At 53.5% G+C, this 18,372-nt stretch carries 19 protein-coding genes, 1 other RNA gene and 1 pseudogene; 6 read left to right on the top strand and 15 right to left on the bottom strand.

Features of this window, described 5'->3' with window-relative positions:
- Positions 1-22 precede the first annotated feature (22 nt).
- On the top strand, positions 23-649 hold the full coding sequence (locus tag ED661_RS10710; protein WP_162930107.1) for an SRPBCC family protein: 627 nt from the start codon (positions 23-25) through the stop codon (positions 647-649).
- Positions 650-1,038: 389 nt separating this feature from the next.
- Here ED661_RS10710 and ED661_RS10705 read toward each other — a convergent pair whose 3' ends face one another.
- Positions 1,039-3,102, bottom strand: coding sequence for an EAL domain-containing protein (locus ED661_RS10705; RefSeq protein WP_122073875.1), 2,064 nt, complete (start codon positions 3,100-3,102; stop codon positions 1,039-1,041).
- A gap of 518 nt (positions 3,103-3,620) precedes the next feature.
- Between ED661_RS10705 and ED661_RS10700 the strand changes: the two genes are divergently transcribed.
- On the top strand, positions 3,621-3,815 hold the full coding sequence (locus ED661_RS10700) for a hypothetical protein (protein ID WP_122073874.1): 195 nt from the start codon (positions 3,621-3,623) through the stop codon (positions 3,813-3,815).
- A gap of 168 nt (positions 3,816-3,983) precedes the next feature.
- On the top strand, positions 3,984-4,376 hold the full coding sequence (locus tag ED661_RS10695) for a hypothetical protein (RefSeq protein ID WP_122073873.1): 393 nt from the start codon (positions 3,984-3,986) through the stop codon (positions 4,374-4,376).
- Between the two features lie 190 nt (positions 4,377-4,566).
- On the opposite strand, the gene ED661_RS10690 is transcribed toward ED661_RS10695, so the two are convergent.
- Complete coding sequence (locus ED661_RS10690; RefSeq protein WP_122073872.1) at positions 4,567-5,547, bottom strand: diguanylate cyclase; 981 nt, start codon at positions 5,545-5,547, stop codon at positions 4,567-4,569.
- Between the two features lie 273 nt (positions 5,548-5,820).
- Between ED661_RS10690 and ED661_RS21930 the strand changes: the two genes are divergently transcribed.
- The 3 genes from ED661_RS21930 to ED661_RS10675 are packed head-to-tail and all read left to right on the top strand — an operon-like array spanning position 5,821 to position 7,610.
- On the top strand, positions 5,821-6,183 hold the full coding sequence (locus tag ED661_RS21930; RefSeq protein WP_162930081.1) for a hypothetical protein: 363 nt from the start codon (positions 5,821-5,823) through the stop codon (positions 6,181-6,183).
- A 58-nt stretch (positions 6,184-6,241) separates the two neighbouring features.
- On the top strand, positions 6,242-6,964 hold the full coding sequence (locus ED661_RS10680) for a HupE/UreJ family protein (protein ID WP_122073870.1): 723 nt from the start codon (positions 6,242-6,244) through the stop codon (positions 6,962-6,964).
- 22 nt (positions 6,965-6,986) lie between these two features.
- Complete coding sequence (locus tag ED661_RS10675) at positions 6,987-7,610, top strand: transmembrane anchor protein (RefSeq protein ID WP_122073869.1); 624 nt, start codon at positions 6,987-6,989, stop codon at positions 7,608-7,610.
- A 319-nt stretch (positions 7,611-7,929) separates the two neighbouring features.
- Here ED661_RS10675 and ED661_RS10670 read toward each other — a convergent pair whose 3' ends face one another.
- The 13 genes and pseudogenes from ED661_RS10670 to ED661_RS10610 all read right to left on the bottom strand — a co-directional run bounded on the left by ED661_RS10670 (position 7,930) and on the right by ED661_RS10610 (position 18,331).
- Positions 7,930-8,403, bottom strand: a complete 474-nt coding sequence (locus tag ED661_RS10670; protein WP_122073868.1) for a DUF4440 domain-containing protein — start codon at positions 8,401-8,403, stop codon at positions 7,930-7,932.
- A 38-nt stretch (positions 8,404-8,441) separates the two neighbouring features.
- Positions 8,442-9,251: an RNA polymerase sigma factor gene (locus ED661_RS10665; protein ID WP_162930106.1), complete on the bottom strand. Its 810-nt coding sequence runs from the start codon at positions 9,249-9,251 to the stop codon at positions 8,442-8,444.
- A gap of 978 nt (positions 9,252-10,229) precedes the next feature.
- Positions 10,230-11,195 carry a GlxA family transcriptional regulator gene (locus tag ED661_RS10660; RefSeq protein WP_122073866.1) on the bottom strand — a complete coding sequence of 322 codons (966 nt, stop codon included), beginning with the start codon at positions 11,193-11,195 and terminating at the stop codon, positions 10,230-10,232.
- A gap of 26 nt (positions 11,196-11,221) precedes the next feature.
- Positions 11,222-13,255: an NADH:flavin oxidoreductase gene (locus tag ED661_RS10655; RefSeq protein WP_122073865.1), complete on the bottom strand. Its 2,034-nt coding sequence runs from the start codon at positions 13,253-13,255 to the stop codon at positions 11,222-11,224.
- A gap of 7 nt (positions 13,256-13,262) precedes the next feature.
- Positions 13,263-14,816 carry a trimethylamine methyltransferase family protein gene (locus ED661_RS10650; RefSeq protein ID WP_122073864.1) on the bottom strand — a complete coding sequence of 518 codons (1,554 nt, stop codon included), beginning with the start codon at positions 14,814-14,816 and terminating at the stop codon, positions 13,263-13,265.
- Between the two features lie 214 nt (positions 14,817-15,030).
- Complete coding sequence (locus ED661_RS10645) at positions 15,031-15,450, bottom strand: helix-turn-helix domain-containing protein (protein WP_122073863.1); 420 nt, start codon at positions 15,448-15,450, stop codon at positions 15,031-15,033.
- A 344-nt stretch (positions 15,451-15,794) separates the two neighbouring features.
- Entirely contained in the window at positions 15,795-16,190 is a 396-nt protein-coding gene (locus ED661_RS10640; protein WP_122073862.1) for a helix-turn-helix domain-containing protein, read from the bottom strand.
- Positions 16,187-16,639 carry a gp16 family protein gene (locus tag ED661_RS10635; RefSeq protein ID WP_122073861.1) on the bottom strand — a complete coding sequence of 151 codons (453 nt, stop codon included), beginning with the start codon at positions 16,637-16,639 and terminating at the stop codon, positions 16,187-16,189. Before ED661_RS10635 ends, ED661_RS10640 begins: the two co-directional genes overlap by 4 nt.
- Positions 16,636-16,893 (bottom strand): hypothetical protein, encoded by a 258-nt coding sequence (locus tag ED661_RS10630; protein WP_122073860.1) that lies wholly within the window; start codon positions 16,891-16,893, stop codon positions 16,636-16,638. The genes ED661_RS10635 and ED661_RS10630 overlap by 4 nt, the downstream gene beginning before the upstream one ends.
- A gap of 12 nt (positions 16,894-16,905) precedes the next feature.
- A pseudogene (locus tag ED661_RS10625) lies at positions 16,906-17,513 on the bottom strand (DUF3164 family protein).
- 95 nt (positions 17,514-17,608) lie between these two features.
- Positions 17,609-17,681, bottom strand: an RNA gene (locus ED661_RS10620) — hammerhead ribozyme type II.
- Between the two features lie 3 nt (positions 17,682-17,684).
- A complete protein-coding gene (locus ED661_RS10615) occupies positions 17,685-17,972 on the bottom strand; it encodes an HU family DNA-binding protein (RefSeq protein WP_216822449.1) in 288 nt (95 codons plus the stop codon).
- A 155-nt stretch (positions 17,973-18,127) separates the two neighbouring features.
- Positions 18,128-18,331, bottom strand: a complete 204-nt coding sequence (locus ED661_RS10610) for a hypothetical protein (protein WP_122073859.1) — start codon at positions 18,329-18,331, stop codon at positions 18,128-18,130.
- Positions 18,332-18,372 lie beyond the last annotated feature (41 nt).

The raw sequence follows: 18,372 nt of genomic DNA, 5'->3' as shown, positions 1-18,372 counted from the left end.
GAACTGGCAGGACATCCAGACTGTGTCGCGTCTAGATCTTCTGAAGGAAACTACAGGAAAGAACATGATAGCTACTCGCATCTTTATCGCCGCTTCGCTTCTTATTGCCCCCTTCAGCCAACCTCTGCTTGCGGAGACAACCAGTCAAAGCGCAGACGCGGACTGTGCCGCCACCCTGATGCACGGAGGTATCGCACAACTCAGCGCGACCCATGCTAGCATCGAGACCTCAATCCTTGTTGAGGCCGCTCCTTCAGAAGTCTGGAGCACCTTGATGGATTTTGAGGCGATGCCTGAATGGAGTACTGGAACCCTTCAGGGGATGACAGGCGACATTCAGAGTGGAGGTCAGGTGGTGGTGAACTTTCTGTTTGGCACCGATACCTCGGGCAATCCCATTCTAAATGAGATCCCACATACTTTGATCTATGAAGAGGGCGAAAAAATTGGATGGTCCGACCCGTTTCCAGACAAGATTGGCGGCGGTCATGACAATCATATCTACCGGGTTCAGGCCTGTGGTGACAAAACACTGTTCATTCAATCGGACGAAATTGTCGACAACCCCTATGCTGCCAACTTCGTTGCTCAGCTTCTTCCTGCTTATCAGAAGTTCAATGCGGAGCTTAAGGTTGCAGTAGAGAACTGATTATTCGTTACCGGCGGCGTGCGCCTTCTTCAACAATTTAAGAATTGCGCGCCGCCTATTGTTTCACATGACAATCATGGTTGTCGTCCGTGTGACTTCTAGGTTTGTGTGTGAGACCTTTGGGTCTGGTACGATTGAACGCTTCGGGCAGGTAACTGTAGGGACACAGCCTTGGTCGCTGATCAAGAGCAGTGGCCTCCACGTAGCGTTAGGCGGCTATGCGCAGATTACGGCCTTTGCAAAGTCGCAGAATTTGTCGGCATGACGAGTAACCTATGCTGCATGCCTACTGGGGAAAGCCGACATTCGCTGCGAAGAGCACTAAGGACCGGTGAACATACTTAAATTTCTTTCAATGCTAAGGTATACATCGAAGGACAATGGAGCACTCACGCAGATGACTTGGCATTCCTTGCTTGCATGGCCACTATGTCGTGCAGATACGCACGCGCATCATCAAGCTCCAGTGGCCTGGAGAAGTAATATCCTTGCCCGATCCGATGTGGGCCGCCCTGAACCAATTCGACTTGTTGTTCAGTTTCCAAACCTTCGATGATCAATTCTACATCTAGACTCTCAGCTAGTTCAGCGATGCGCTGTAGTAGCTTGTGATTATCGTTATTGGGTTCGATATCTCGAACAAACTCACGGTCGACTTTAATTTCGTCGAATTTCATCCGTAGCAGGTACGCAAGCGACGAATAGCCCGTCCCGAAGTCATCCAAAGCAGAACGAACACCAATCTCGCGCAATTTCCCCAGAACCTCTTGAACATGCTTCCAGTTCTCAATCGCGGCGGTCTCGGTAACTTCTAGTGTCAGACGATCGGGTCGGAGCCCTGTTTCCCACAAGACATCCTGTATGTCCTCCAGTAGAGAGCCACTACGAAAGGTTTTGGCGGATAGGTTAACTGCAATCGGGACATCGAAGCCCGTTTCCTGCTCTAGTTTGGAGGAGAATGAAGCCGCTTCGCGCAGGACACGAAGGTCCAGATCAAGAACGACACCTGTGTTTTCGGCAACTGCAACAAACTCGTCAGGTGAAATATCTTCACCGTTCAAATGCCATCTGGAAAGGGTCTCAAACCCTTTGAAACTTCCATCATGCAGCAAGACTTTCGGCTGCATGACAATGCGTAGATCACCCTCACGGATTGACATCGGCAAACGCGCAGCAATTTTGTTCTTCCGAACTATGGAAGCGTCGATTGCTCGATCAAACAATTGATAGGTGTTCTTACCGCGCCCTTTGGCGACATACAGAGCTGCATCTGCTGACTTTAGCAAATCTAATGGGGCATCTGATTGGATATTCGCCCACGTGGCGATCCCGATTGAGCATTTTGGCGTAATCATCCATTTTTCGAATTCCATCGACTTTGCCATCTCATTTAGGATCCGTTGAGCCAAGGCGTCTGGCTCACTCAAATATGAAGTCGTGTCCCAGATGATTGCAAACTCATCTCCCCCCAGACGCGCGACAATGCCAGACTCATCCTGAAGGCACTTGCCCAAACGCAAGGCAACTTCCTCCAAAAGAGCGTCACCGGCAGCGTGGCCCATTGTGTCGTTTACACTCTTGAAATCATCCAAATCGATAAGGGCGGCGTTCAGCAGTTCTTTACGATCACTGCCCGTTGCCTCACACAAATAGTCGTTGAAAACTCTCCGGTTTGGCAATCCTGTGAGAGTATCATGAGACAGAAGGAATTTTTCCTTTGCCTCGGCCTCGCTCTTCATTTTTTCAATGTGTACGCGAGCTTCTAGTCTCAGAACATTGATATTGTGGTTTCGCTCCCGTGACGCGAGAAGCCAGAGAAGCAAAAATGAGGACAAAAACCAAAAGCCAGAATACTTGATGTCGTCGATGAGGTTAGCGGTTAGATCTCGTTCGACAATGTAGGCCCCCATCACGTCGCCAGTCTGGTATGTGTCTATCTGTAGTGTATCATTGTGACAACTTACGCAGCTCTCATTATTGGCAATCGAAGGAAGGACCGTACGCCCAATCAAACGATTTCCTTCAAACCCGTATTCATGAACCGGTGGAGCTGTCGGGTTGGCAACAAAATTCTCGATAATTGTTGCAAGGCGAGGATCTTGTTCTGTTGTACTTAACTCAAGACCGGGGCGACCGGGCATCCTAACGGATGTGTTTTTCTCGACATTACCGCTTTGATTTGAGTCGCTAAAATGCTCGATCCCCAATCGCCGGAACGTCGCGGGCACTGGTGCACCATCGCCTCTGTTCTGTGAAAAAACTGAGACAAAACTGTTTGTCATCTCAATAAGCTGCAACCGTTCGCGTTCGTTGACCGATTTTTCTTCCGACCAGGCAAGCAAGAAGTAGCCAACAGCCGTTAGCGATGCAGCGAGAGCGGCACCAATGAGTGTCTTCCGGGCGTCGCTTCCTTTTGGCTCTGCCAAGTGGTCTTGCATAGCTGTGGCCTTCATTGGTCAACTTAGGGACAGACCAAAGTATATGCAGGTTAACCCGAGGTGAAATATACGGTCATACAACGCTTGACTGAGCCGAGCATTTTATTCGCATTTTCGATACACCTTTGGAGACCCGTTGAGATATGTGTTTCTGTTAATGACTTGCCCTCGCAGCAAGGTAGAATCTGAACCTAGGACGAATGTCGAGAATGGGCTGTGAGCAGCCTTCCAGAATATGGAAAGATCGGCGCCCCCCTCGTGGACCAGCAGCAACGGCAGCTTTGCGCAGGAAGCGACCTTTGCAAACTTTAGCCATTTCTTCAAAGCCGACCTTCAAACATCGCGTGCTGTCAAAAGCAGGCAGGCGGTGACACCTGCCTGCTCTCAGATCTTAGCAATACAAAGGAGAGCCAAAATTCACCTTACAACTTGAGCTTGATCAATCTATGATGGAAGCGCATGAAGTGATCGTTAATTTGTAAAGAGTTTTGCCGCACGAGAAGAGTTCTGCCGGGCGGAGGGTGTTGAGACAGATGATTGATAAGAAATGGGTGGCTAAGGAGTTGAAGCGTTTGAACGCTCAGGTCCGCGAACTTCAGGATGTCTTGGATGAAATAGAGAAAATCGATCCGAGAACTGCTCAAGTCAAGAAGTGGATAGCATCCCGTAAGCAGCTTATCAAAGGGCTCGAACTGGAGAAAAAGTTCGTTACCGGAGCGTTGAAGTAATGGCTGTCTCGGATTTAGTCGTGTGACTTCCCCATGGACTTGGGTAGGTCAGCCTATAGGGTTAGTTTGAGGTGGCTTAAGGGGTTTACTCATGTGCGACTTTTCGAGAATTCTATCCGGCGCAATCGGGGAAGGACAACAGAAAATTGCGATACGCGTGAGAAATCGATGTCGAGAGTAACAGCAGCCCTACTGGCAATCATTGCAGCGCTATTTGCTACAATTTACTTTCAAAATCAACTCTTCCAACAAGAGAAGAGGAGGTCGATTGCGTTAGCTGCAAATCTGAACTTACTTACGGCGCTTATCTCAGACCACAGAACCTTGTTCGCAAGTGCTGTCGAAGCGTTTGATGATAACACCTTTACGTTCTCTCCAATCGTGAATGACTACCCTTCGGGCACACAAGAATACATCCTGACTTTCGTGATATCCGACCAGGAAGGACAGGATATCACGAAAGAGTACAGCAACAGTGTTATCGATCGATCTGGATACATGTGGCTCAAGGTCGATGCAGAAGGTTGGATTATCGATATCGAACCATTCTCTAAGCCATAACCTTGTGGCAAGCAGCCTACATCCTCTCACTCGTTTAGGTGCAGAGCGACTGGCCGCTATGGGTCATTTTCCTAGTGCTACAAACTTCATGGAAGTGTGAGCGCACCGGTGAGCTCGATGATCCGTCAACGAGGCTGGGTAGGGTGACCCTCTTCGAATAAGCCAGAAATTTGGGGGGCAGAGATGTAAACTATCTCACGTTACCTACTGGAGAAGCTGATCCATGATCCCGCGCCTTCTCCGGTTCCTTCGATTGAACAAGCCCCTTGGAGGATACCTCGACACCTCCTTCTGCCATTGTCCTGTTTCGACCCGAGTTTTTGGCAACATAAAGTAACGCGTCGGCTCGTTTTAGCAGCGCAGCTGCAGCAGGGGTCTCTTCTGTGATCCCGGTGAGACCGATACTGACAGTTAAGCGAATTCTGTTCTGGTCGGCCGCGATTTCTTTGGATTGAACCATCGAACGTAGCCGCTCACAGGCAGTGTAGGCGCCTGAAAGATCGGTTTCAGGAAAGACCAGGGCAAACTCCTCGCCACCGAGTCTTCCGACAAGGTCGATGGAGCGGAATTCGCGTATCAGCATCCTGGACAGCTCCTGAAGAGCCTTGTCCCCGGCATCATGCCCATAGGTGTCGTTGATGCGCTTGAAGTGATCGACATCGAGCATGGCCACCGACATTGGGTGCCCGTGCTGGCGCGCATTCTCAAACTGTATGTCCAGGTTTTTCAGAAATGGTCTGCGGTTTGAAACCTGTGTAAGCGGATCCGTATCTGCTTCGATTTGAAGGAGTTCGTATGCTTTGGTCAGCTCTCGGATGCTCAAGATGCCTACAAGCTTCTCTTCTCGCAAAACCGGTATGTGTCGGATCGCGTTCTCGTTCATCAAATGCAAAAGGTAGGTAACTTCGTCATCCAGGCTGCAGGAAATCACAGTCCGGGTCATCACATCTGATACCAAAGTTTCGGCGGCCAAGGGATCACGACTTGCAACAGCTGACAAGAGATCGCGTTCAGACACGATCCCTACCATTTTGTTGGATTGATCGGTCACGACCAGCGCGCCAAGCTTGAATTTTAGCAGCATCTCGGCAGCTTGTCGAAGGGTCGAACTGGGCGAGATGCCTTTTACGCCCCTAGACTTCTTTGCTTTCAGTAACTCAGAAACTTTCATCGTTAACCCCTTTGCTCCACCTTTTGGAAAGTCTAGGGGCGTTTAGTGAATAGGGGTTAAAGCGAAGGTACTCATTCCAAAAATGGTAGCAAAACTTTAGCTAAACTCCGATCACGTCTCTTGCCTGAAGATCCATTTCTTGGCGCGTTTCAGCCGAGGGGCAGACCTTGTGTGGGTTGCGCCCGCATGCGACCTTGCCGTAGATGAAGAGCAACCTCCCTGGGGGGATATCCTAGGTCACTTGAGTCGGGACGAGACAGGACAGATACGAGAATGATCCGGGAGGGGGAAATTGCGCGCTTGTTTCGGCAAATGCTGCTTTCATTGGCCTGTGTCGGGCTGATCGTCTGGACCTTGGCGCCCTCCAGTGCGCATGTGTCGCAGCTTGTCGAGTCTCTTCAGGAGCACGCTGAGATGATTGCCTCTCACGGGCATTCTCATGGGTTGGAAGAAGATATGCTTTGGGCCATGCACGGGCATAGCCATGACGCGGCCGATCACGATCACACGCAGGCCGCATTTTTCCAGACTCAGACAGCCTATGCCCCTTTTGAAGCGCGGACCATCTGGCGGGGCATGCAATCAGGGTATTGGTCTTCGCTTCTCTATCGCTTGGAACGTCCTCCACGCGCTTGATGAAGGGCCGTGATCGGCCTTTCACCCATGTTTTTGCGGACAATCCAAGGAGAAACACATGCAATCCGCTTTTGCGGATGGTCGGCGCTATCGTGTCCTGCGCAGCGCGACCATCCTCCCTCTTTTCGCAGTACTGGCGCTCTGGGCGTCAACTGCCGCCGCCCATAATGTTACCGAAGGTGATGCAGGCTATATTCAGGAAATCTGGGGGGTGAACATCATTCCCTTCATGTATCTGGGAGCCAAGCATATGGTCACCGGATACGACCACATCCTTTTTTTGCTGGGTGTCGTCTTTTTTCTCTACAAGATGAAAGATGTCGGCCTCTATGTCAGCATCTTCGCCCTAGGGCATTCCACCACTATGCTGGCAGGCGTCTGGTTCGGCTGGGGCGTCAATGCCTATGTTGTCGATGCCATTATTGGCCTGTCGGTTGTCTACAAGGCGCTCGACAACCTTGGCGCTTATCAACGCTGGTTTGGGTTTCAGCCCAATACCAAGGCCGCGACACTGATCTTTGGCCTGTTCCACGGAACCGGGCTCGCCACCAAGATCCTTGACTATGAGATGGCCTCGGAGGGGCTTTTGCCCAACCTGCTGGCCTTCAACATCGGTGTTGAGATCGGACAGGTCCTCGCTCTTGGTGTGATCCTGATTGTCATGGGATTTTGGCGTCGCGCACCTGCCTTCCTGCGCCAGGCCTATATTGCAAACGTCGTGATGATGGCCCTCGGGTTCACCCTTGTGGGCTTGCAGATCACCGGATTTTTCGTCGCCTGATGTGCGGCATGGAGACAAGAACATGTTTAATTCCAACAAACCTTCCCTGGAAGATCTGCCCACCACGGCGCAGCTTCTCAAATCCACAGCCATCGCTGCGGCATCGGCCATCGTGATCCTGACAACCATCGTTTTACCCTCCGAATATGGCATCGACCCAACGGGCCTAGGCCGAATGCTGGGGCTGACGGAAATGGGCGAAATCAAGGTTCAGCTAGAACAGGAGGCCGAGGCTGACCGAAAGATAGGTATCCCTGAGGATGATCAGTCCAGTTTGCTCAATGATGTCTTTGGCCTGGTCGTAGGGTCAGCTCATGCGCAGGAGGCCGAGGTCTGGCGCGACGAAGTCACTTTCACCTTGGCGCCGGGCGCCTCTGCGGAATGGAAACTGGTTATGAGCCAGGGGCAGACGGCAGAGTACCGCATGGTTGTCGAAGGCGGGCGGGTGAATTTTGACCTGCATGGGCACGGTTCCGGCCAGTCCGTCACCTATGAAAAAGGCCGTGGCTCCACAGGATCGGGAGGTACTATTCTTGCCGATTTTGCAGGTGAACATGGATGGTTTTGGCGCAACCGGGACAAGGCGGCTGTGACCGTCAAAGTTCAGGTGCGCGGCGAATACGTAGAGTTCAAGAACGCTAGCTAAAGTCTGAGAGCTGCCATTCAGATTTAGAAAATAGAATGGCAGCTTTTCATCTATTGTTCTGCCTACTCATGTCCGCTTTAGGCTGAAAGCAGTCAACCAGGTGTGCCGATCCGTCCCGTGACAAAGTGTTCAGGGTGAAAATCACATGCTGCATCGCTGCAAGGCGGCTTTGAGTCCACTTTGACCAATGCTGCACCCTCGTCGAGTGGCTGCTTCTGGGGGTGAGGTGTCCTGTCTGGTTTGGCTCGATTGGATTGAAGATCGCGCAACACCGACGAAAGTGGTTGTGGGCCGAGGCAGATTGCTCGGCCCGATGTCACTATTGATTTTGCTCAAGCAACCGCCCACCGTGTGGGTTGTCAATGAGCATTTTCCAGCCCCCATCCGGTTGACGCCGCAGGACCGCGATGGACAGGCCGGACTGCCCCAATTCTTGACCATCCGGCGTTTTCCCTGTCATTGACCACGGTGCTATATGCACTGCAATATCGCCATTCACGATAACCTCGTGACCTGCATACTCAAAAACCGGATTGACCGCCGCCATACCAGCAAACATTTGCTCCAGTTGCGCCGCATCTGAAACGGGTGATCCGGGTTCAAAAACGACCGTCGCTTCGATTTCATAACTCGCCATGACGCCAGCAATATCATTGCCTTGGAAATTGCTGGTCATGGTTTGGATTGCTTTCAGTACATCTTGTTGATCTTGGGCCATGGTTTGACTTTCTGCTTTTGAGATTTGGGGAATGGCCAAGGCAAGCGTCGTCAGCCATGCAAATGCATGTTTCATCGTTATTTCCTTTTCGGCTTTGGGTTGGTTGGGTGAAGCTAGCCGGGAGGCTCGACAAGTTTGAGCACGTCTGCGGCGTAGTCTTTTGGTGACCTCAGTGGCCCCGTCGCACGTTGAAGTTTCGCAGCAACAAGATCGGTTTGGGTTTGCGACGCCAACGCCTGAATCTCAGCAAAACGAGGCATATCGCTTAGATCGGAAGACGGAGACGAGCCGATGCGTCCCACCGCCATCGCAGCCGGCAGCCGCTTTCTGCAGGAACAGGGTGCAGCTGGCGACGCCAAACCGCAAGTTTTCGCCGTGAAGTCCTGAACGCGTGCGCGCGCCCGGGACAGGCGTTTGCGGTAGGTGCCAGGGGTTATGTCCAAGACATCCGCCGCCGCCCCGTGTTCAAACTCCAACACGTCGCCCAGAACATATGCGGCGCGGTGCTCCCTATCTAGGCAAAGCAACATCGCCATCGTACATTTCAGCCGCAGCTCGTTCAGCATGACGTGTTCTTCAGGTGCCGCAATTTGTTCATCGGCAATGCCGCTCAGCAGGTCGTCCGCAAACATCTGAAACGAAAGCCCCGGATCATTTGCGATGATCTTACGGGCGGTCAAAAGGTAATTCGTTGCAACACGGTAAGTCCATGTCTCAAAGCTGCTATCGCCGCGAAAGGTCGATAATTTTGTGACGATCCGAATGAGGATTTCTTGAGTTGCATCTTGCGCGGCATTCGGATCAGCCAGCATGCGCAGGGCCAGTTTATGAACACGGTCCTGAATCCCACGCACAAGACTCTCTAAGGCTTTGGCGTCACCGTCCTGGGCCAGTTCTATGTCGATCTTGCTTATGCGGGTCATGCTGTTTCTGGTCCTGTTTTTAGTGTCATATTCTATTAGACAGCTCATCGAAGCGAAGTGTGACCAAAAAAGTGAGTTGTAGGTAAAGAAGGTCTAGGAAACTGAGGAGGCAGGCGTTGAGTTTGAATAAGATAACGGCAGCTTCGTCCGCAATGTGTGAGTACGCACGGGCTGTATCTTTGCTGCCGCAGTGAATGGCGGGTTTGGCGTATTGCACCTCAGTGGCTCTGATCTGATTTCGCCCCAGAACAGGCTGCACCCGTAAATATGCAGGACTACCGTTCCATTTTTTGCCGAAGGGCAGGGCGGGAGAGGTTCTCAGGAAGTCAATGACCGCAACGAGCTAGAAGCGACCCAAACGGCTGCCTGACTGAATGTCTGCTTCGGCGAGATTGACAGACTTTGCAAAGGTCACAATCTGCGCATTGCTGACCTTGGTGCGCAGAGCAGCATATGGGCTTTGATCTACGAGGACTTGAATGACCGGTTTTTTGAAAGGCAGGAACCCTTCGCAAACGTAGCTAACGGCAGCTCTCGGCCCTCCTTGAAACCGGAAGGCTTTTTTGCCGTTGTCTTTCCGACCGCAGCGAAAGGTTCCATGGTTAGTATCACGTTCGATGTCGCATACTGTCCTGAAGGGCGCCCGTTACCGGACTTGATGTTCTGTCCATGGCTATTATGAGCTGGCTTCGGCCCTTCACGCCAATTGACTAGGAAGTTGCAACTACAACCACCGCTGACATTTGGGCGCGGGAAGCACACTCAAAAAGTCTGATAGCGTCTCTGAAACACTCGTATCACATGTGGCGTCAGGCAGATTTGAACCGTCTTCACTGCAGGCTTTTGTTCCGACCAACGGCTACGATGCATTCGAATCTGATTTTGGGGACTTCGGAAGTGCGTCAAAACTGTTTGTTGCTTCAGTTTCAACGAGCAAAAGAAGTTTTTAGGGAGGATAAGGGGTCGACGACACTGGGCCTATTCGATCTTGGTTCTTTGGTCTCTTGGTGAAACTCCAAACTGAACGCGGTAAGTTTTGGAGAAATGTGTTGGAGAGTTGAAACCAGTGGCAAAAGCAACTTCGGTGACTGACATGTCCGTCTGAACCAGAAGTCTCTGCGCCTTATGCAGCCTCAGATCAACGTAGTATTTTTTTGGGGAACAGCTCAAATAGCGACCAAACAGGCGCTCCATCTGCCGTCCGGAAATGCCAATCTCACGGGCAATTACCGAAGGGGGGCGTGGGGCGTCGATGCTTTCGTTCATCAGTTGAATGGCGCGGGTCAGGTGTTCGTTTCTAATACCATGGCGCGATTGCAACGACACGCGTTGCACCGCATCCGCATCGCGTACGGCATTGTAAACCATCTGATCTGCCACCTCTATCGCGAGATCTTCACCGTGGCATTTTGAAATCAAGTGCAACATTAAATCGGCGGTTGCGGTGCCACCAGAGGCTGTGATGACTGGGCCTTCAGCAACGAATACAGCCCGGCTCAGGCCGACCTCAGGGAACTCCTCCATAAAGCAGTCGTGGTAGTGCCAGTGGATAGCGGCCCGTTGTTGATCCAACAATCCAGCTTCGGCGAGAATGTATGCTCCAGAACACAATGCTCCGATACGCGCACCATGGACACGAGCGCGTCGGATCGCCGCTAGCAAGCTTGTAGTGGCAGCGCTTTGTACACCAAGACCAGATAGCGCGAACACATAGTCGGCATCGCCCGCCTGTTTGAAGTTCAGTGAAACACGAGTTTCTGATCCATTCGACGCAAGGGCAAATACGCCGTCTTGTGATGCGAACGACCAGCAGTAGAGGTCAGCACCCGCGACATGATTGGCAATCCTCAAAGGTTCCACAGCACAAGAAAACGCGAGGTGCGAGAAGTTTTCGACCAGGAGAAACTGGAAATGTTGAGGTGAGAGAGGAGCCGTTTCAGTCACGTGAGGCCTTACCGAGAAAAGATCGCTTAGATATCTTTGCAAATCCGCAGGGCATCATAAAGGGCCGCGTGTATATTGCGGCCAGAGACGGCATCGCCGATCCGCGCTAGTAGGTAATTGTCTCCCTCGGGGATCAAGTTGAATGGCGGTAGGCCACTAACCATCGCCGCCTGATCCATCTGGCCCGCATTGCGTGATCCAGCTTTCAGCTCGTGATAAAGCGCGTCCATTGGAGTTATTCCTTGCTCGATGATCACATGGTCCACGAAGTGAATGGAGGTCTCGCCCGTAAGAACATGACGCAACATGACTTCTTTGCGATTGCCTGCCTGCGCCACGCTGATCAAATCTCGGAAACAGGTGAATACCACGCCCTGCTTTGCGAGGTCTCGAAGAACCACGGCAGAGTTCGTCGGCCCCAAATCATGTGCCGTTGCACGATCCGGCGAGACATGTTGCACTGCACAGCCCATGCGCGCCATGGCATCCGCGCAGACCATTGCAGGGTGATCCCCCACTTCGTCGAATAGCAGTACTTCACCATTCAGCCGCACCTCGCCCGAAAGGACGTCCCAACTCGACGAAGTGAACGCAGCCCCAGAGATTGGGGGTGCATCCGGCCAACCTCCCGTTGCAACGATGACAATACCAGCGGCTTCAGCCTCGACCTCTTGCGCCTCAACATACGTGTTCAGGCGGATATCCACATCCAGCTGCGTGACTTCATTGATCAACCAATCGGCAACACCCCATATTTGGCGACGGGTCATGCCCATGCTGGCAAGCTTTAACTGGCCTCCCAGACGGTCACTTGCCTCGAACAGCACTACATCATGGCCCCGCAGGGCACAGATGCGCGCGGCTTCCAGCCCAGCGGGGCCGCCACCCACGATGACTGCCTTTTGGGGCGTGGTTGCCTTCGCGATCTGATGTGGCATTACGGCTTCTCGGCCCGTAGCCGCATTGTGCCCGCAGACAGCGGCCTTGCCCTGATTAACACGATCCACGCAATAACCGAGGCCGACGCAGGGACGGATGCGCTCTTCCTCTCCACGCGCCAGCTTTGCCACCAGATGGGGGTCAGCCATATTTGCTCGGGTCATTCCGATCAGGTCCACATGACCTTCCGCAACCGCGTGCCGAGCCGTAGCAATATCTGCCACGCCACCAGCATGGAAAATTGGAATATCCACCGCACTGCGGATGCGGCCAGCCACGGTCAAATGTGGAGACGAGGGCATACCCATCGGTGGGACCCAACCGGCAAGCCCCAAATCGTCATAGGGTGCGCCTGCAAGAATGTTGAGGAAATCGACAGTACCGGTTCTTGCGACTTCCTTGGCAATCAACACACATTCGTCTGCGCTAAGCCCACCCTCAGCTAATTCGTCTCCCGTGACACGCATGCCCAAAACCAAGTCGGGCCCTACGGCTTCACGCACTGCTTCCAAGACTTGGAGTGTCAAGCGCAAGCGATTGTCGAGCGTGCCGCCATAGTCATCATCACGGTGATTGATCAGAGGGGACAAAAACTGCCCTAGGAGATGTGAATGGGACAACAGTTCAATACCATCAAAGCCGCCTTGTTGGCAGCGCTTCGCCGCATCCGCGAATTGTACAATAACACGGTTGATGTCTTCTATTTCCATGGCTTTGGGAAAGGATCTGTGCGCTCGTTCCCGTGTGCCAGATGGCCCCGCAACAGGGAGCCAATGTCCGTCATCCCACGCGGTTCTACGCCCCATATGCGTGATTTGGCAGATAATGGCAGCACCATGTGATCGCACCCCATCCGTCAGTTTTTGAAACCACGGAATGATACTGTCATCACCTGCATAGAGCTGACCAAACACAGATGGGCTGTCGGGCGCGATGTTTGTGGAGCCCCCTATGATAGTCAGACCAATACCGCCCTTCGCCTTCTCCTCATGATAGAGCCGATATCGGCTCCTTGGATGTCCACCTTCCTCATAAGACGGTGCATGTGCAGTGCTCATAATGCGGTTGCGAAGGGTGAGGTGACTTAGCTGGAAAGGCTCAAGAAGTGGATCGTCTTTCATGGAAACCTCAATAGTCCTGATTTAATGCATCGGCCTCGGGGATCTCACTTTCGCGCTTTTCAATATAGGCCAGTAGCGCCTCATCGGTCGCTTCGTCCAGCTTAGGTTCTTGATATTCGCTCAGTAGTTTTCGGGCACGGATCAGCGCACGCTCTGTGATTTCAATACTGCCTTCGGCCTGCCATTGTTCGATTGAGTTGTTGTCCAGCATGTCAGGCATAAAAAAAGCGCGCTGAAAATTCTCCAGGGTATGTGGGTGGCCAAGGTAGTGGCCTCCGGGTCCTACATCGGAAATGGCTGCGATGCCTTCGTCAAAGTCATCCCAACGCGGCCCCTCTGCCATCCGGTAGGCCATCGCGCATTGCTCGGCGTCCACGATGAATTTGGCCGTGGAACAATGCATTCCCGCCTCGTTCCATCCTGCTGCATGCCACATGTAATTTGCACCAGAATGAACGACGGCTGACAGAGACGAGGCGCTCTCATATCCGGCTTGCGCATCCAAAACTTTTGAGCCGCCAAGTGTGGTCGAACTGCGCCATGGGATGCCATAGTAACGGGCCATCTGGCCAATCATAAAGTTCATGGTGCTAATCTCAGGAGTGCCTGCCATGGGCGCACCGGACTTCATTGATACCGTTGCCAGATAATGGCCATAGATCGCAGGGCAACCTTTACGGATCACCTGAGTGTAGGCCAACGCACTGAGCGCCTCGGCGTTGAGTTGCGCAACAGTAGGAGCCACAGAAGCAGGTGTATTTGCTCCGCCTAACACGAAAGGGGAGCACAGCACCGGTTGATTGCGCCTGTTGAATGCCCGCATCGCGCCGAGCATTGTCTCGTCCCAGACCAACGGAGAGTTGGCGTTACAATTTCCTGTCACGACAGGGTTTTTGTCGATGAAATCGGTGCCAAACAGGATCGCACACATGTCTAGCACGTCTTCTGCGTTCTTCGGGCTGGTGGTCATCCCCATGAATGTTTTGTCGGAATACTTCATCGACGAATAGGTGATCCGCAGGTGTCGCTGGCTGATCGAATGGTCATAGGGTTCCACAATATGATGCGCGGAGGAATGTAGGCTGGGCATCATATGAGCCAGCTTGTGGAACATGGCCAGATCGGCAAGCGTTGGATTGCGGCGGACGTCATCAAGGTCGCGCAAGTAGGGCGCACCAGTCATGGGAATGAACATCCCGTGTTTGCCACCCAACTTGATATTACGCTGTGGATTACGGGCGTGATAGGTGAAATCGGATGGGATTGTTTTAATCAACTCACGGATCAAACCGCGATCTATACGCACCAACTCCCCTTCGACATCCGCACCCGCGCGCCGCCAGTCTTCCAGTGCGATGGGGTCGCGAAACACGATGCCAACGTTCTCAAGGATCGACATCGAGGCGTCATCGATACGGCGAACTTGCTCTTCGTCCATGACCTCGCAAAATGGGAGTTGGTTCACCAATCCTGGCAACATGCCAAAGTCTGGCGCCTCACGTGTCGCACGGCGGGCAGACCGGCCCCCTGAACGGCTGGCGCGTGATTTGTCATCTTGCATGAATGATCCTCCTTTATGTAAAGGAGAGCATTCTGAAGAACCTTAGAACTTACATTGCAGCGACTTTAACGGCAATTCTTGCGACGCTTTCATTACTACTCTTCGATGCAGCCTTAAAATCTGTCCCCCCAGTTCCCGCCTTTGGGTGCTAGACGCGGTCACCGAGGAGCTCAGGTGGAACTGGGACCGCAGAGCCTCTCAAACCCCAAGCTCCTTACAGAAACCCTGCGTCTACCAACTCGCGTTTTGCGCGCTCCACGGTGCGAATACTGCAGCCGAGAGACTGAGCGATGATCCGTTGCGATTTGCCACTGAGCAGGGCCACCCGGAATGCTGCCATTTTCACTGCCCGGCTTGATTGTGGCCCCAGCGGGATGTTGATCCGGCCTGCGCCATAGGTTTTGTAGATCCAATCTGTGATKGGATCMCCAAGTTGCTGGGCTGCAAGTGATTGCGCCTTCTTATGCGGGTGAGGGATGTAGGCCTCAATACCTCCAAAAAGGCTTGTCAGTTTCCAGACGGCCTCCGGACCTAGGTGGTCTTCCAGGTCTTCCAGCATTTCTGGCACGTTCATCCCGAGATCGATCATTTCGTCACAGGTGAGGAGGTTTGGTTTTGTTTGTGCATCTGTCATGTGACTGTGATGCCGACATCGGTCGGTCGATAACTCCCTGTCACGTGTCGGGAGGTCGCTCAAAACGCATCAACTGGGAATATGGGAAGATCTGTGGGGCTCGATTTGCGGGCCGCTGAGCGCAGTTTTCTGGTGAACGCTACTCCGGGTCGGAAATTTTCACAAGCGCGTCTGTACCCCGTTTAAGTGGTATTTAACGGCGACCCTCAGAACACTCCCTCCCTGCGATTTTCAGCTGGCGGGGGTGAAGAGGGAGGATTGGGCAAAATTCAGCCAAGAAATGTACTGCGAGGCTCCAGGTGGAGGGAGTTTTTTCTGTCTGCCATCAGTTGGTCGATCTGGATTTACAGGAACAGATCGGATTGCCGCTGTTCCCTTGGGGAGCGCAGCTCGGCGGATACGCGTTCCACAGTGCGGACGTGGACGTCCACTTCGGCTGCAATGCGCGAATGGCTCAGACCCTGGTCCAGAAGCATTGCGATCCGCTGGCGCCGTCCGGTTTGGCCGCTGATGTTTCCGGCAGGCACCAGCATCTTGCCGCTGCCCAGCAGTTTGTAGAGCTTTTGTGCATTGGCTTGCCCCACGATTTTGGAAATTGAGCTGCCGGGGGCAGGGTTCTTGGCGATATAGACTTCACGCCCTCCGCGCTGCTTGGCAAGGCGGACGGCGAGCTCAACGCTGATGTTATCAGCAATCAGCGCCAGAACACCTGGGAGATATGGTTTGAACTCACCCCTCATTTGCGATGATCCGACCAATCAAAATTTATGTCGACGCGCTTGCCCCAGCTTTTGAGGGCCTGAATGACCTGGTCGATCTCTTGGTGGTCTCGCATCATGTCCACATCGGCAGGCACGTTGCTCCAGGCGTTTTCAAACCGGGCGCGGATGAACGTGTTCAGGCCTTTGCGGCTTGCATCCCGGAGCTCGCCCGCGTCGCCAAGTTTACGCCAAAGTACATGGACCAGGCGCAGATCCGGACGAGAGGCTTTGGCGTGTTTCTTCACACCGGAGGTGGCTTTGAAACCGTCCTGTTTAAGGCGCTTTAAAACGGCGTTTAAATCGGCTTCAGTCATGTCCGTCATGGAGGCCTTGCAGGTTACGACAAGCTGCAGCGCTTTGCGGGCATCACTGTCCATGCCAAGCTCACGACAACCCACGTGTATCTTGCGTTGCAGGGCACGGCTCATGAGGAAACCTCGCTCAGGAACGGGACGACCGGGTGCAATGCTGTCGCGTCGGAAGCCATACACCTGTCGGCTAAAGCGGCCTCTTCTCGTGCAATCGCTTCGAAGTCTTCAGGAGGTACTTTCGCCAATTCAGCTTCGGCTTTGGCAACCGCGAGACGACCGCCCCAGACGATTGAGGCCCGGCGCGTTACCGTTGCATAGGCGCTGAAGCTCTTCCGCATTGCCTCGCGGATCTGATCTTCTGACATTGCCATGACGACCGCCCCCTATGCCTTTGCCAGATCAATGGTGATGGCTTCCCAGGGCGCATCGGTCGATTTGCGGCGGTGGCAGTGGAAATAGGTCGCTTTGCCCACTTCGCGTTCGGCGTCCTTGATGGCCTGCATGGCGCGGAGCCAGCGTTCGTCCTCGATGTTCCACTTCTTCAGGCGCAGCAGAGCAGCCCGGCTGACTTCACCCTCTTTGTTGACGTCAAAGGCCTCGGTCACGATGACTTTGAGCTCGTCGCGCGCATCTGCGGCCCACTCATTCATGCATTCGTCGACCAGGCTCTTGGCAACCTGCAGCTTGGGCCCGAACTCGTATTTATCTGCGGTGCGGACTGAGATCCGGAAAAGACCGTCATAGGCATGATTGTCTTGTTGCCCTTTGGGCCGCCAATCTTGGCCTCGTATTCAAGCGCAAGGATCTCCTCAAAGAGGCTGATATCCTCAGCGACATGGGCTTTGAACCGGGAGGCTTGTTCGCTCAAAGCAATTGCATAGCCCATGATTTTGCGGGTGGTTTCGTCCTGGAGCAGATCTCGGGGCTTCACCAATGTGATGGGCACCAAAGAGCCTTTGGTGTCGGTGCGGTGCTCCTTGCCATCGACCATGACAACCCCATCGGGAATTTTGGCGGGCTCAAAAGGGTGTTTCAGGAGTCGGATTCTGGGCGTTGGTCATGAGTGGTTTCTTTCAAAATGGGTTGGATTGGCTGCTCATCAGACCAGGGCCGCCGCGCCCTGGTGACCACGCTCGGCTAGGACGGACGGGTTTCGCTTGGGTTACGTGTTGAGGCGGTCCTTCACGGCCTTGGCCTGTTTGAAGGTCAGCGAAGACGCTGCTGCGATTTGGACCGGTTCGCCGGTTGGAGGGTTGCGGCCTAGGCGGGCAGCCCGCTCGCTACGCTTGAAGCCACCAAAGCCGTGAAGTGCGACTTCGTTGCTGTCTTCAATGGCTTGGGTGATCTGATCGAGAAAGGCATCTACCGTCGCAGCAGTCGCCTCCTGGGTTTGCCCGAGGGCGTCGGCTATGCTTCGGGCGAGATCCTGTTTGGTGATCTTGTTTGACATGGTGTTGTGTTCCTTCTGGCGGGTTGTGCGCTCGATGGCGCTGGGGTGGTGAGGGTGTCAGGCTCCGGTGGGATCCAGCCGGTCGGCGAGATTGCGGAGCCAGATGGCGAGTTTGGTCGCGAGTGGGAGGACTCGCGGGATTGTGAGAGCTGGTTTCATTCTTCATCACTCTTGTTGAACTTGGGGCATGCCCAGCAGGCGCGGATCATCTTGACGCGGAAGGGGCTGCCATGGGTCCAGGTCTCAGCGCGGCGGCGATATTGCAGGCAGACAGCACTCTCGATCTTGGTTTTTCGGGCGGGGCAGAGCACCGGGGCACTCATGAAGACCTCCCGCACCCGGCTTTCAATGCTGTGCATGTTTCCGCTGTAGCGGTTGCGGATGGCCTGACTGACCACGG

The sequence above is a fragment of the Pseudophaeobacter sp. EL27 genome, assembly GCF_900313025.1.
Taxonomy (GTDB): domain Bacteria; phylum Pseudomonadota; class Alphaproteobacteria; order Rhodobacterales; family Rhodobacteraceae; genus Pseudophaeobacter.
The sequence above is the reverse complement of the archived record's forward strand: the minus strand, read 5'-3'. Positions and strand labels throughout refer to the sequence as shown.

Bases quoted from the DNA above. Each gene is read 5' to 3' on its own strand.
- ED661_RS10705 (WP_122073875.1), bottom strand. From the start codon at position 3,102: ATGAAGGCCACAGCTATGCAAGACCACTTGGCAGAGCCAAAAGGAAGC.
- ED661_RS10665 (WP_162930106.1), bottom strand. From the start codon at position 9,251: ATGACCCGCATAAGCAAGATCGACATAGAACTGGCCCAGGACGGTGAC.
- ED661_RS10635 (WP_122073861.1), bottom strand. From the start codon at position 16,639: ATGAGCCGTGCCCTGCAACGCAAGATACACGTGGGTTGTCGTGAGCTT.
- ED661_RS10610 (WP_122073859.1), bottom strand. From the start codon at position 18,331: ATGCACAGCATTGAAAGCCGGGTGCGGGAGGTCTTCATGAGTGCCCCG.
- ED661_RS10655 (WP_122073865.1), bottom strand. From the start codon at position 13,255: ATGAAAGACGATCCACTTCTTGAGCCTTTCCAGCTAAGTCACCTCACC.
- ED661_RS10675 (WP_122073869.1), top strand. From the start codon at position 6,987: ATGTTTAATTCCAACAAACCTTCCCTGGAAGATCTGCCCACCACGGCG.
- ED661_RS10640 (WP_122073862.1), bottom strand. From the start codon at position 16,190: ATGAGGGGTGAGTTCAAACCATATCTCCCAGGTGTTCTGGCGCTGATT.
- ED661_RS10695 (WP_122073873.1), top strand. From the start codon at position 3,984: ATGTCGAGAGTAACAGCAGCCCTACTGGCAATCATTGCAGCGCTATTT.
- ED661_RS10630 (WP_122073860.1), bottom strand. From the start codon at position 16,893: ATGGCAATGTCAGAAGATCAGATCCGCGAGGCAATGCGGAAGAGCTTC.
- ED661_RS21930 (WP_162930081.1), top strand. From the start codon at position 5,821: ATGATCCGGGAGGGGGAAATTGCGCGCTTGTTTCGGCAAATGCTGCTT.
- ED661_RS10615 (WP_216822449.1), bottom strand. From the start codon at position 17,972: ATGTCAAACAAGATCACCAAACAGGATCTCGCCCGAAGCATAGCCGAC.
- ED661_RS10690 (WP_122073872.1), bottom strand. From the start codon at position 5,547: ATGAAAGTTTCTGAGTTACTGAAAGCAAAGAAGTCTAGGGGCGTAAAA.
- ED661_RS10650 (WP_122073864.1), bottom strand. From the start codon at position 14,816: ATGCAAGATGACAAATCACGCGCCAGCCGTTCAGGGGGCCGGTCTGCC.
- ED661_RS10670 (WP_122073868.1), bottom strand. From the start codon at position 8,403: ATGAAACATGCATTTGCATGGCTGACGACGCTTGCCTTGGCCATTCCC.
- ED661_RS10700 (WP_122073874.1), top strand. From the start codon at position 3,621: ATGATTGATAAGAAATGGGTGGCTAAGGAGTTGAAGCGTTTGAACGCT.
- ED661_RS10680 (WP_122073870.1), top strand. From the start codon at position 6,242: ATGCAATCCGCTTTTGCGGATGGTCGGCGCTATCGTGTCCTGCGCAGC.